Origin of the sequence: Streptomyces sp. NPDC056160 (assembly GCF_042268205.1) — a bacterium.
Taxonomy (GTDB): domain Bacteria; phylum Actinomycetota; class Actinomycetes; order Streptomycetales; family Streptomycetaceae; genus Streptomyces.
The window spans coordinates 9,520-21,970 of the sequence record NZ_JBHJUW010000007.1 but is presented as its reverse complement, the minus strand read 5'-3'; the positions used below and the strand labels follow the sequence as shown (position 1 = coordinate 21,970).

General features: G+C 67.2%; 10 protein-coding genes and 1 tRNA gene. 3 read left to right on the top strand and 8 right to left on the bottom strand.

Going from position 1 to position 12,451, the window contains the following annotated elements:
* Nucleotides 1-19 precede the first annotated feature (19 nt).
* Nucleotides 20-1,840: a bifunctional metallophosphatase/5'-nucleotidase gene (locus ACFC02_RS04095; RefSeq protein WP_376351843.1), complete on the bottom strand. Its 1,821-nt coding sequence runs from the start codon at nucleotides 1,838-1,840 to the stop codon at nucleotides 20-22.
* Nucleotides 1,841-2,024: 184 nt separating this feature from the next.
* On the opposite strand from ACFC02_RS04095, the gene ACFC02_RS04090 reads away from it, so the two are divergent.
* Together ACFC02_RS04090 and pyk are read left to right on the top strand one after the other, a co-directional pair.
* The gene (locus ACFC02_RS04090) at nucleotides 2,025-2,750 is read left to right on the top strand and encodes an SIMPL domain-containing protein (RefSeq protein ID WP_376351840.1); all 726 of its coding nucleotides are present in this window, start codon (nucleotides 2,025-2,027) and stop codon (nucleotides 2,748-2,750) included.
* Nucleotides 2,751-2,932: 182 nt separating this feature from the next.
* A complete protein-coding gene (gene pyk, locus ACFC02_RS04085) occupies nucleotides 2,933-4,369 on the top strand; it encodes a pyruvate kinase (RefSeq protein WP_376351837.1) in 1,437 nt (478 codons plus the stop codon).
* A gap of 13 nt (nucleotides 4,370-4,382) precedes the next feature.
* On the opposite strand, the gene ACFC02_RS04080 is transcribed toward pyk, so the two are convergent.
* Both ACFC02_RS04080 and ACFC02_RS04075 read right to left on the bottom strand, forming a co-directional pair.
* Nucleotides 4,383-5,171 (bottom strand): helix-turn-helix domain-containing protein, encoded by a 789-nt coding sequence (locus ACFC02_RS04080; RefSeq protein WP_376351835.1) that lies wholly within the window; start codon nucleotides 5,169-5,171, stop codon nucleotides 4,383-4,385.
* 80 nt (nucleotides 5,172-5,251) lie between these two features.
* Nucleotides 5,252-5,335, bottom strand: a tRNA-Leu gene (locus ACFC02_RS04075).
* A gap of 105 nt (nucleotides 5,336-5,440) precedes the next feature.
* On the opposite strand from ACFC02_RS04075, the gene ACFC02_RS04070 reads away from it, so the two are divergent.
* On the top strand, nucleotides 5,441-6,124 hold the full coding sequence (locus ACFC02_RS04070) for an ANTAR domain-containing response regulator (protein WP_376351832.1): 684 nt from the start codon (nucleotides 5,441-5,443) through the stop codon (nucleotides 6,122-6,124).
* Nucleotides 6,125-6,209: 85 nt separating this feature from the next.
* Here the strand turns inward: ACFC02_RS04070 and ACFC02_RS04065 are convergent, their stop codons facing one another.
* From ACFC02_RS04065 to ACFC02_RS04045, 5 genes are all read right to left on the bottom strand, one after another.
* The gene (locus ACFC02_RS04065) at nucleotides 6,210-6,926 is read right to left on the bottom strand and encodes an ABC transporter ATP-binding protein (RefSeq protein WP_360962787.1); all 717 of its coding nucleotides are present in this window, start codon (nucleotides 6,924-6,926) and stop codon (nucleotides 6,210-6,212) included.
* On the bottom strand, nucleotides 6,923-7,825 hold the full coding sequence (locus tag ACFC02_RS04060; RefSeq protein ID WP_376351828.1) for an ABC transporter ATP-binding protein: 903 nt from the start codon (nucleotides 7,823-7,825) through the stop codon (nucleotides 6,923-6,925). Before ACFC02_RS04060 ends, ACFC02_RS04065 begins: the two co-directional genes overlap by 4 nt.
* Before the next feature lie 5 nt (nucleotides 7,826-7,830).
* On the bottom strand, nucleotides 7,831-9,603 hold the full coding sequence (locus ACFC02_RS04055; RefSeq protein WP_376352043.1) for a branched-chain amino acid ABC transporter permease: 1,773 nt from the start codon (nucleotides 9,601-9,603) through the stop codon (nucleotides 7,831-7,833).
* Between the two features lie 5 nt (nucleotides 9,604-9,608).
* Nucleotides 9,609-10,541: a branched-chain amino acid ABC transporter permease gene (locus ACFC02_RS04050; RefSeq protein WP_376351825.1), complete on the bottom strand. Its 933-nt coding sequence runs from the start codon at nucleotides 10,539-10,541 to the stop codon at nucleotides 9,609-9,611.
* 108 nt (nucleotides 10,542-10,649) lie between these two features.
* Nucleotides 10,650-11,876, bottom strand: coding sequence for a branched-chain amino acid ABC transporter substrate-binding protein (locus tag ACFC02_RS04045; RefSeq protein ID WP_376351822.1), 1,227 nt, complete (start codon nucleotides 11,874-11,876; stop codon nucleotides 10,650-10,652).
* Nucleotides 11,877-12,451: the final 575 nt, after the last annotated feature.

Sequence of the window (12,451 nt, the reverse complement as noted above, 5' to 3'; positions counted from 1 at the left end):
GCCCCACACCACCGGCCCGTCAGAACACCGGCGTACCCTCACGCGTCAGCTTCCAGTCCACCGACGCGAAGTCCTTCGGATCCAGCACCCCCTTCGCCGTCACCCACTCCGCGATCCGCGTCCGGATCTCCGTCGACTCCGACCACAGCTCCTTCGCCGACGCCACGTGCGGGAACGCACCGCCACCGTTGGCACGGTAGTTGTTGACCGCCAGCACGAACTGCTGCGCGTCATCCAGCGGGGCGCCGCCGTACGTCAGGTTCCTGATGCGGGAACCGGCCGGCCGGGCGACGTCGATGTCGTACGCCAGCCCCGACACGTAGTCGTAGTTGTAGTCCGGACGGCCGCCCGCGTTCGTCAGCTTCTCCACGTCCACGGCCGCGCCCGCCGCCGTCTGCACGTAGTACCCCGCCGAGTACTCCAGGTACTCCCGCACCTGCGCACCCGTCATCAGCTTCGCCACCAGCGTGTTGTCGTACACGTACAGGCCCGACAGATCCCGGATCGTCACGTCACCGGCAGGGATCTGCGAGGTCCGCGAGAACGGCGACGCCTGCGCGATCACCGGCAGCGCGGCGTACGAGGTCCCCGCCAGCGCAGACCTCACCACGTCCTCCTGCACCTTCGTGATCAGGTCGATGATCGGCGCGTCCTTGTACCGGGCCTCCACGGTCGTCAGCGTCTCGGTCGCCCGGCCGACGACCTGGTTGACGTACCCCACGACCTTCTCGTGCTCGTCGGCCAGCAGCTTGCTGATCTTCGGATCGTCCGCCACCGTATTCGAATTACGCAGCGACGCGGCGACCGACTCCACCTCCCACCGGCCCCGGGAGAACACCAGCTCGATGTCGAACAGGGTGAGCCGCTCCGCGAAACACAGCGGCTCCGACAGCACCACCGTCTTCCCGGACTTCTCGTTGACGACCTTCAGCTCCGGAATCTCCAGATGCGCGTGCCCCACCAGGATCGCGTCGATCCCCGGCACCTGCCGCGCCACGTTCGCCGCCGCGTCCTCCACGTACGGCAACTGGTCACCGTACGACGACTGGCCCGACGTACCCGAGTGCGCCGACACGATCACCACGTCCGCACCCATCGAACGCAGCTTCGGCACCCACTTCGCCGCCTGCTCCTCAAGACCCGGGAACGACAACTTCCCCTGCACATACGCCTTGTCCCAGATCGCGATACCCGGGTTCGTCAGACCCAGCACGGCCACCTTCACCGGCCGCGCCCCGTGCACACGGAACTCCTTCATGACGTACGGCGCGAAAGCCGGCCGCTGCGTCTTCGCGTCCAGCGCGTTCGCACCCAGCAACGGGAAGTCGCACTGCTGCTCGAACTTCCGCAGCGTCTCGATACCGTAGTTGAACTCGTGATTGCCCAGCGCCGCCGCGTCGTACCCGATCGCGTTCATCGCCTGCGCCATCGGGTGCACCGGACCACCCTTCGCGGTGATCGGGTCCACCTTCGCGTAGTAATACGTCAGCGGAGTGCCCTGGATCGTGTCACCCGCGTCGATGAGCAGCGTGTTGTGCCGCCCCTTCTCCTCGCGCACCTGGTTCACCAGCGTCGAGATGCGCGACAGACCCTGCGCGTTGCCCGCCGCGTCCGCGTACTGCGCGTCCTTGAAGTAGTCCCAGTTGAAGACGTGCCCGTGCAGGTCCGTCGTGCCCATCACCGTCAGCGAGTACCGCTTCTCGTGCCGACCCGGCCCGTGCCCGTGGCCGTGCGCGGGCGTCGCGGCCTGCGCCGCCGGAGCCGCCACCGCACCCGTCAGCGCCACCCCCGCCCCCGTCGCAGCGGACTTCTCCAGGAACTTCCGGCGGTTCAACCCCATGTCTGGCTCTCCTTGCAAAGGAACGGCTTGCGTACGACCGGCCCGCGAACGAGCGACGACGCGCGTAGATGGACGCGCGTAGATTCTGGCCGGGACACACCGAACCGCAACAGCCCCCGCAGGTTGCGATCTGATGACCGCCACCCCGCACCCGCCCCCGCCGGAGAATGACACAGTGGAACGCATGACCTCTCCCACCCCCGAAGAACCCCACCCCGCCACCCCCTACGGAACCCCCGACGCCCCTCGCATCGCCGTCCGCGGCGAAGCCCACCTCGAAGTCGACCCCGAGATCGCCCGCATCACCATCACCGTCACCGCCCGCGGCAAGGACCGCCGCACCGCCCTCGACGACCTCACCCGCCGCAACACCACCGCCCTCGACATCGTCAAGTCCTACGGCCCCGCCGTCGAACACATCGAAACCGGCGCCTTCTCCATCACCCCCGAACTCACCCGCCACGGCCGCAACGAACGCATCCGCACCTACCACGGCACCGTCCACCTCACCGCCGAACTCACCGACTTCACCGCCCTCGGCGAACTCACCACCCGACTGGCCGACTTGGACCTCACCCGAGTGGACGGCCCCTGGTGGACACTGCGCCCCGACTCACCCGCCCACCGCCAGGCCCGCCAGCAGGCCGTCCGCGCCGCCGTCCAGCGCGCCAAGGAGTACGCCGAAGCACTCGGCACCGGCCTGGCCGCCCTCGTCGAGATCGCCGACATCGGCGCCGAGGGCGTCGCCTCCTTCCCGCCGCACCTCCCAGGCGCCCGCAAGGCAGCCGCCTACGGGGCGGCCCCCGGCGCCGCCGCCGACGAGGCAGCCCCCCTCGACCTCGAACCCCAGCGCCAGTACGTCCATGCGCAACTCAACGCGCGATTCACCATGAAACCGCCCAAACTGTAAACACGTCAGCCACCGGACCGACCGACCGCAGCCCACCACCGAGCCACCACCGCCCCCCTCGAACGCTCAGAGGAGCACCACCCCGCCTACTTCAGAACTTGTCAACATCCCTTCATCCAAAGGTCGTTGAGCAGTCACGTCACACCAAATCCCTACCGACCGGTAAGGCCTAGGCTCACACCATGCGCCGAGCGAAGATCGTCTGCACCCTGGGGCCCGCCACCGACACGTACGACCAGATCAAAGCCCTGGTCGACGCCGGAATGGACGTAGCCCGCTTCAACCTCAGCCACGGCGAGCACGCCGAACACGAAGAGCGCTACCGGCACGTCCGCGAGGCCGCCGACGAAACAGGCCGCAGCATCGGCCTCCTCGCCGACCTTCAAGGCCCGAAGATCCGCCTCGGCCGCTTCCGCGAAGGACCCGTACTCCTCGAACGCGGCGACACCTTCACCATCACCGTCGAAGAAGGCATCGAAGGCGACCGCCACCAGTGCGGCACCACCCACGCCGGCCTCGCCGACGACCTCACCCCCGGCGAACGCATCCTCGTCGACGACGGCAAAGTAACCCTCCAAGTCACCGCCATCGACGGCCCCCGCGTCCACACCGAGGTCACCGAAGGCGGCATCGTCTCCGACCACAAGGGCCTCAACCTCCCCTCAGTCGCCGTCTCCGTCCCCGCCCTCTCCAAGAAGGACGAGGACGACCTGCGCTGGGCACTGCGCACCGGCTTCGACGTCATCGCACTCTCGTTCGTACGCAGCGGACGCGACATCCTCGACGTCCACCGCATCATGGACGACGAAGGCCGCCGCCTCCCCGTCATCGCCAAGATCGAGAAACCCCAGGCCGTCGAAGCCCTCGGCGAGATCATCGACGCCTTCGACGGCATCATGGTCGCCCGCGGCGACCTCGGCGTCGAAATGCCCCTCGAACAGGTCCCCATCGTCCAGAAGCGCGCCGTCAAACTCGCCAAGCGCAACGCCAAACCGGTCATCGTCGCCACCCAGATGCTCGACTCCATGATCGACAACTCCCGGCCCACCCGAGCGGAAGCCAGCGACGTCGCCAACGCCGTCATCGACGGCACCGACGCCGTGATGCTCTCCGGCGAGACCAGCGTCGGCAAACACCCCGTCGCCACCGTCCGCACCATGGCCAAGATCGTCACCGCCGCCGAGGAGGACATCCTCGCGAAAGGGCTGCCGCCCCTCACCGACCACAACAAACCCCGCACCCAGGGCGGCGCCCTCGCCCGCGCGGCAGCGGAGATCGGCGACTTCCTCGGCGCCCGGTTCCTCGTCGCCTTCACCCAGTCGGGCGACACCGCCCGCCGCCTCTCCCGCTACCGCTCACCCATCCCCCTGCTGGCCTTCACCCCCGAACCGGCCACCCGCTCCCAGCTCAGCGCCACCTGGGGTGTCGAAACGTTCCTGGGCCCCCACGTCGACTCCACCGACGCGATGGTCGACCAGGTCGACGAACTCCTCCTGAAGTACGGCCGCTGCGAGAAGGGCGACGTGGTCGTCATCACGGCGGGCTCCCCGCCCGGGGTGTCGGGCTCGACGAACCTGGTCCGCGTCCACCACATCGGCGAGGACGACCGGCCCCGGTAGGGGAGGGAGCCGGTCAGTACTTGGGGCCGACGTGGGCGTCCATGAGGGCTACGGAGGCTTTGCGGGCTACGGAGATGTTGTACGGGTTGCCGTTACGGGTGCAGTGCGTCCACGCGATGCCGAGCCTGTCGAGGGTGTCCGTGTAGAGCTGACGGATGTCGTCGGACACGTTGGTGAAGAAGTACCGGGGGTACTCGTACCGCTTGCGCTCACCGCCCACGAGGCGAGTCGTCCAGTTGGTGATACGGCAGCCGTCGGAGTGGATAAGACCCCGGATGAACTCCCAGGGGTACGCGTCGACGACCTCCTGCTGCCAGGGTTCGAGCGCGATGCGGCGCTCGTGCTTCTTGCCCGGGCCGTGCTGCGGGAAGAGGCAGTGGAGGTGCTTGGAGTAGACCTTCACATTGCGGCAGCCGGTGCGCCGGACCCGGCAGACAGAGTTACCGGGGAAGACGGCACGCATTGCTCGCTCGCACTCGTCCATGAGTCCGCTCCAGGACTCGGCACACGTGATCATCAGGTTGGGTACGCGGTGCCCGGAGTAGTGGCTGATATGGCCGTCACCGAGATAGAGGCCGAGCAGGTAGCTGTATGCCGGGCGGTCCAAGGCGCTCGCATCACAACGCGGGCACTCCGGGGCGTGCTTACCCGGACACTCGCCCCGTTTCGCCCGGTCGACGTGCTTCCAGTAGCTGATGGTGCCGAGCGGGACGTCCAGCCAACGGGCTACGTCCGCGTTCCTCACGCCGTCCCGCAGGAGAGTCAGCGCCGTCTGTCGCAAGTTTGTGCCGTGATAGATCATGTGAACACGGTGTGTGATCGGCCCTGACGGCACGCAGCAAAAAGCGGAGGACCACGCGAACGTGATCCTCCGCTTAGGAGTGCCCGGTGTGGGATTCGAACCCACATGCCCGAAGGCACGGTGGTTTGAGCACCGCGAGTCTGACCAGATTCCTCCAACCGGGCAGGTTGTGGAACTGCTGGGAAGTGTACCGGGTGACCGCACGGTGCTGCAGCTAGGTAGGCTGCGTAGGCAGAGCACTGCCCCGCCCCGGAACAAGGAGCGCCCCCGTGACCGCCCCCGAGTCGCCCCAGCCCGTTGACGCCGCCGACGACGACAAGTCGCACGTCCCGCCGCTGACGACCCGTGTCGTCATCGCCGAGGACGAGGCGCTGATCCGTCTCGATCTGAAGGAGATGCTGGAGGAGGAGGGCTACAGCGTCGTAGGTGAGGCCGGGGACGGTGAGCGGGCGGTGGAGCTGGCCCGTGAGCACCGGCCCGATCTGGTGATCCTCGATGTGAAGATGCCGAAGCTGGACGGTATCTCGGCGGCGGAGAAGATCGCCGAGGAGAGTATCGCGCCGGTGCTGATGCTGACGGCGTTCTCGCAGCGGGACCTGGTGGAGCGGGCGCGGGACGCGGGTGCGATGGCGTATCTGGTGAAGCCGTTCAGCAAGAGTGACGTGGTTCCGGCGATCGAGATGGCGGTGTCGCGGTTCACGGAGCTGAAGGAGCTGGAGAAGGAGGTCGCGGACCTCTCGCAGCGGCTGGAGACGCGGAAGCTGGTGGACCGGGCGAAGTCCGTGTTGCAGACGGAGTACGGGTTGTCGGAGCCGGCGGCGTTCCGTTGGATCCAGAAGACGTCGATGGACCGTCGGATGTCGATGCAGCAGGTGGCGGAGGCGGTCATTCAGGACGGTGCGGAGAAGAAGGCGGCGAAGGGCGGGAAGCCGGGGAAGTCCGAGCAGGACTGACCGGCGTCCGGTAGCCGGGTACGTACGTAGGGCGAGGCCCGCATCCCTGAGGGGGTGCGGGCCTCTGTTGCGTGTCGGGGGTGGTTCAGTCCTCGCCGAGGTAGGCCTTGCGGACGGATTCGTCGTGGAGGAGGTCTTGTCCGGTGCCGGAGAGGACGATGTTGCCGACTTCCATGACGTGTCCTTGGTCGGCGAGGGAGAGCGCTGCTTGGGCGTTCTGTTCGACGAGGAGGATGGTGGTGCCCTGGGACTTCAGTTCGACGATGGTGGACATGATCTTCTGCATCATGATGGGGGAGAGGCCCATGGAGGGTTCGTCGAGCATGAGGAGTTTGGGCTGGGACATGAGGGCGCGGCCCATGGCGAGCATTTGCTGTTCGCCGCCGGAGAGGGTGCCGGCGGCTTGTTTGCGGCGTTCGCCGAGGATGGGGAAGAGGTCGTAGGCGCGCTGGATGTCTTTTTCGATGCCTTCTTTGTCTTTGCGGAGGAAGGCGCCGAGCTGGAGGTTCTCGGCGATGCTGAGGCGGGGGAAGATGTGGCGGCCTTCGGGGGAGTGGGCGAGTCCGAGGGCGACGATCTTGTGGGCGGGGACGCCGGTGAGGGGTTTGCCGTCGAAGGTGATTTTTCCGGCGGTGGGTTTGAGGAGGCCGGAGAGGGTGCGCAGGGTGGTGGTCTTGCCGGCGCCGTTGGTGCCGATGAGGGTGACGACCTGGCCTGCTTCGACGCTGAAGGAGATGCCTTTGACGGCTTCGATCTTGCCGTAGGCGACCCTGAGGTCTTCGACCTCGAGGAGTGCGGTCACTGGGCTTCTCCCTTGGTGCTGTTCGCCGTGTTCGCGTCCGCGTCCGTTTCTGTGGCGGGGGGCGTGTCGGCCGCTTCGGCGGCTTCGGCCTCGGCCGCTTCGACTTCCGCGGCTTCGGCTTCGCCGGGTGCGCCTTCGAAGGGTTCGCCGAGGTAGGCGGCGACGACGCGTTCGTCGGCCTGGACGACGTCGGAGGTGCCTTCGATGAGTTTTTCGCCTTGGACGAGGACGGCGACGCGGTCGCAGAGGTTGAAGATGAACCGCATGTCGTGCTCGATGACGAGGACGGCGATGCCCTGGTCGCGGATGGCGAAGACGAGTTCTTCGGTGGTGCGGGTTTCTTGCGGGTTCATGCCGGCGGTGGGCTCGTCGAGGAGGAGGAGGCCGGGTTCGCTGGCGAGGGCGCGGGCGATTTCGAGTTTGCGTTGTTCGCCGTAGGGGAGGTTGCGGGCGAGGTGGTCGCGTTTGTGGGCGAGGCCGATGAACTCGAGGAGTTCCATGGCTCGTTCTTCGCTGGCTTTTTCGGCTTTTTTGAATCCGGGCCCGCGGAGGAGTGCGGACCAGAGGCCTTCTTTGGTGCGGGTGTGCCGGCCGATGAGTACGTTTTCCAGGACGGTCATGTTGGCGAAGAGCCGGATGTTCTGGAAGGTGCGGGCGATTCCGGCCTGGGTGACGAGGTGGGGTTTGGGTGGGAGGACGGTTCCTTTGTAGGTGACGGTTCCTTCGGTGGGTACGTAGAGGCCGGTGAGGCAGTTGAAGAAGGTGGTCTTGCCGGCTCCGTTGGGGCCGATGAGGCCGACGATCTCGCCGCTGTTGACGGTGAAGTCGACGGAGCGTACGGCGGTGAGGCCGCCGAAGCGCATGGTGACGTCACGGGCTTCGAGTACAGGTGTCGTCATCGTTCTTACGCCCCTGCCTTGGTGACGGCCTGGTCTTCGGGCAGCGTCTTTTGTTCGGGTACGTCGAGTTGTCCGGTCTCGTGGAATTCGAGTTGGCGGCGGCGGTCGGCGATGATGCCTTCGGGTCGGAATCGCATGAGGAGGATGAGGGCGATGCCGAAGGCGAGGAGTTCGTAGTTCTTGAGGAACTGGAGTTTTTCGGGGATGAGGTAGAGCATGCTGGCGCCGAGGAGGGGGCCGCTGACGGTGCCCATGCCGCCGAGGACGACGGCGGCGAGGAGGAAGGCGGAGTTGGGCGGGGCGGCGCCGGCGAACTGGTAGGGGGTGGGGACGACGGAGTAGCTGACGTGGGCGCTGACGGTGCCGGCGAGGCCGGCGAGGGCGGCGCCGAGGGCGAAGGCGATGAGTTTGACGCGGAAGCCGTTGATGCCCATGGCGGTGGCGGCGGTTTCGTCTTCGCGGATGGCGACCCAGGAGCGGCCGATGCGGGAGTCGGCGGCGCGGGTGAAGACGAGGACGACGACGGCCGTGAAGATGAGCATGAGCAGGAAGTAGTTGGCGAATCGGCCGAGGGTGAAGGAGCCGATGTCGTGGGGGTCGCCGAAGTTGAACCCGAAGATCTGGAGGTCGGGGATGTTGGCGATGCCGTTGGGGCCGTTGGTGAGGTCGGGTCCTGAGGAGCCGTCGAGGTTGTTGACGGCGATGCGGAAGATCTCTCCGAAGCCGAGGGTGACGATGGCGAGGTAGTCGCCGCGCAGTCGCAGGGTGGGGGCGCCGATGAGGACGCCGAAGACGAGGGAGGCGCCCATGCCGACGAGGACGGCTGCCCAGAAGGGGAGTTGGGTGCCGGAGAAGCGGGAGTACTCGGAGCCGGAGACGAGGGCGGCGGCGTAGGCGCCGACGCCGAGGAAGGCGACGTAGCCGAGGTCGAGGAGGCCGGTGAGGCCGACGACGATGTTCAGGCCGAGGGCGACGGTGGCGAAGATGAGGATGTTGACGCCGATGTTGGCGTTGTGGTCTTCGGACTGGGTGAAGGGGAAGACGGCCGCGGCGAGGAAGGCCATGGAGGTGGCGAATCCTTTGTGGCGGGCGTTGAGTGCGGAGAAGCGGTCGGTGAGGCCTGCGCTGAAGAGGGCCCAGGCGGCGAAGACGACGAGGAGTCCGAAGCCGCTGAAGGTTTCGCCGTATTCGTCGTCGGGGGTGCTGATGCCGTAGGTGAAGACGATGAGGCCGAGGGCGAGTGCGAGGGTGATGGTGACGCGTTCGGCCCAGGCGGGGATGGGGGTGGCGCGGGGGATGTCGTCGGGCTTGGCGAAGTAGGACTTCCAGGTGTCGCCGGGGCGGGGGAGGGCGAGGGCGCCGATGACGGGGAGGAGGGAGGCGATGGCGGCGACGTAGCCGCCGGGTTCGAGGTTGGCGAGGCCGCCGAGTTCGATGGCGATGGCGAGGATCGTGTACCAGGTGACGGCGAAGGCGGCGAGAGCGGTGAGGAAGACGGGGGCGGTGGCGTGGGCGGGGTTGAGCCAGCGCAGTCCGCGGATGTTCCAGAGGGTGAGGGCGCACAGGAGGGTGAGGATGCCGCCGGTGAGTGTGAGGAGTTGCAGGCCGGCGGGGTAGGCGGTGACGGTGAGGTCGCCGGGGAACTGGGAGGTCCAGGTCCAGGCGAGCATGGTGCTGGCGATGGTGGCGACGGCGCCGATGGCGGTGAGGAGGCGGGCGGCGCTTTCGGGCAGGGGGATGAGGGGTGTGCCCTGGGTGGGGCGGTGGATGTCGGTCATGGTGGTCACGCCCTGTCCGCGACGCGTTCGCCGAGCAGGCCTTGTGGCCTGAAGAGGAGGACGAGGATGAGGAGGACGAAGGCCCAGACGGAGGCCCAGCCCTGGCCGCCGAACTGGTCCATGCCGGGGATGTCGGCGATGTAGGCGGTGGCGAGTCCTTCGGCGAGGCCGAGGACGATGCCGCCGAGCATGGCGCCGTAGATGTTGCCGATGCCGCCGAGGACGGCGGCGGTGAAGGCTTTGAGGCCGGCGACGAAGCCCATGTCGTAGTTGACGCTGCCGACGCGGAAGCCCCAGGCGATGCCGGCGACGGCGGCGAAGAAGCCGCCGATGGCGAAGGCGATGACGATGATGCGGTTGGTGTCGATGCCCATGAGTTGGGCGGTGTCGGGGTCCTGGGCGGTGGCCTGCATGGCGCGGCCGGTGCGGGAGGTGCGGACGAAGAAGGCGAGGGCGCCCATGCAGAGGGGGGCGGCTATGAGGACGAAGAGTTCACCGGACTGGATCTTGAGGTTGTCGGTGATGTTGAAGGGGCCGCCGGGGAGTTGGGGGAATTTGCGGGCGTTGTCGGCGTGCGGGTACCAGTTGAAGACGGCCTGCTGGAGGGCGAGGGAGAGGCCGATGGCGGTGATGAGCGGGGCGAGGCGTGGTGCGCCTCTGAGCGGCCGGTAGGCGAATCGTTCCGCTCCCACGGCGATGAGGACGGCGACGAGGCCGCCGCCGATCAGCATGAGGGGGAGGGCGATCCACATGGATGTGCCGTCGGGCAGGACGAGATAGACGCTGAGGGCGCCGAAGCCGCCGGTCATGAAGATCTCGCCGTGGGCGAAGTTGATGAGCTGGACGATGCCGTACACCATCGTGTAGCCGATGGCGATCAGCCCGTACATCGAGCCGAGGATCAGCCCGTTGGCCAGCTGTTGCGGCAGGGTGTGCACCGCAAGGCCTCCATGTGGGTGCGGAGAGTGACGGGGGAGAGAGGTCGGGCCGCGCGGTGACGGGTCGTCGTGGCCGCGCGGCCCTGGGTCGTCCGTGCTGGTGTCGCGTCAGCCGGCGTTGTACGTACCGGTCTTGACGGACTTCCACACACCGTTGGTGACTTGGTACAGGGTGAGCTGCTTGTTCTTGGTGTCGCCGTACTGGTCGAAGCCGACCGGGCCGGCGATGCCCTCGAAGTCGATCTTCTGGACCTCGTCGACGACCTTCTGGCGGGCGTCGGAGGGGACCTTGCCGTCCTTCACGACGTTGCCGACGGCCTTGATGAGGGCGGTGGCGGCGTCGTAGGAGTAGCCGCCGTAGGTGCCGTAGTCGCCCTTGTAGCCGCCGGACTTGTACTTGTTGATGAAGTCCTTGGCGGCGGGCAGGGTGTCGACGGGGACGCCGACGGAGGTGACGAGGTCGCCTTCGGCGTCCTTGCCGGCGGTCTGGATGTAGGTCGGGGTGAACATGCCGTCGCCGCCCATGAGCGGGATCTTGGCGCCGGCGTCCTTGAGCTGCTTGGTCAGGACCTGCGACTCGTCGTACTGGCCGCCGTAGTAGAGGAGTTCGGCACCGCTGTTCTTGATCTTGGTGACGAGGGTGGCGAAGTCCTTGTCGCCGACGTTGACGTGGTCGGTGCCGACGACGGTGCCGCCCTGCTCCTTGAACTTCTTGCCGAAGATGCCCGCGAGGCCGGCGCCGTAGGTCTGCTTGTCGTCGACGACGAAGACCTTCTTCTTCTTGAGGGTCTTGAGGACGTAGTCGGCGGCGAAGCCGCCCTGCACCTCGTCGGTGATGGCGGTGCGGAAGTAGGTCTTGAACGGGCGGGCCTTGTTGCCGGAGACCCAGTTCTTGCCCTGGGTCAGCTCGGGTGCCGTGTTGGACGGGGAGATCTCGGCGAGGTTGGCGGAGGCGAAGACCTTCTGCATGGTCTGTGCGACACCGGAGTTGAGGGGACCGACGACGCCGAGGACGTCCTTGTTGGCGACCAGCTGGGAGGCGTTCTGCTGGCCGGTCGGCGGCAGGGCCTTGTCGTCGAGGGCCACGACCTTGAAGGTGACGCCGGGGACGAGCTTCTTCTCGTTGGCGTCCTTGACGGCGATCTCGACGCCGGACTGGATGCCGAGTCCGGTGGCGGAGTTCTGTCCGGTCAGGGGGGCGTCGACGCCGATGACGACCGTGGTGCCGCCCTTGTCGCTGCTCTTGTCGTCGCCGCCGCGGGAGCCACATGCGGTGAGGGCCAGAGCTCCGGTTGTGAGGACGGAGGTGAGTATCACCAGGGAACGCTGTCGCACAATCAGTCCTTTCCGCAGGCATGGTCGCCCCGGTGGGGGTGGCGCATGCCGCGCTGGTACCGAACTCCCGGTGGAGCGGTGACTGGCCGTGACTCTAAGCCTGGGTTGTGGCCATGGGCATGGTGGTGGACTGGCTTGTGACTTTCTTGTTATGCCGTTCCGGTCGAGGGGCTTCTCGGAGGGTCACTCTCGGCCGGTTTGGCGGAATTCCCATGTCGTCCGCATTCTGAGAATGCGCACTTCCGGTTGGCCGTCGGCGGGGCGTGCCGCGCGCCGTGCGGCGGGAGGGGCGGGGTGTGCCGGGAAGATCATCCCGGCGGGTGCCCGCTAAGCGGAATCCATGCCTCTATATTGCGTACACGTGACGCAGTGTTACGCGAAAAAATGGAAGATCGCATTCAGCGATGGGTGAGAACAGCCGGGAAGACGTGAATACGGATATCTGGAGCGCGATGCGCCGTGATGTCCCGGCGTGCGGGAAAAGCAACGGGTTGGGGTGTGGGGTCGGGGGGGGGGAGCGGCCCCCCCCCCCACCCCCCCGAAGTTGGGCGCGGGGGGGGCCGCGGCCAGAGAGG

Bases quoted from the DNA above. Each gene is read 5' to 3' on its own strand.
- pyk (WP_376351837.1), top strand. From the start codon at position 2,933: ATGCGCCGAGCGAAGATCGTCTGCACCCTGGGGCCCGCCACCGACACG.
- ACFC02_RS04080 (WP_376351835.1), bottom strand. From the start codon at position 5,171: ATGATCTATCACGGCACAAACTTGCGACAGACGGCGCTGACTCTCCTG.
- ACFC02_RS04095 (WP_376351843.1), bottom strand. From the start codon at position 1,840: ATGGGGTTGAACCGCCGGAAGTTCCTGGAGAAGTCCGCTGCGACGGGG.
- ACFC02_RS04090 (WP_376351840.1), top strand. From the start codon at position 2,025: ATGACCTCTCCCACCCCCGAAGAACCCCACCCCGCCACCCCCTACGGA.
- ACFC02_RS04060 (WP_376351828.1), bottom strand. From the start codon at position 7,825: ATGACGACACCTGTACTCGAAGCCCGTGACGTCACCATGCGCTTCGGC.
- ACFC02_RS04055 (WP_376352043.1), bottom strand. From the start codon at position 9,603: ATGACCGACATCCACCGCCCCACCCAGGGCACACCCCTCATCCCCCTG.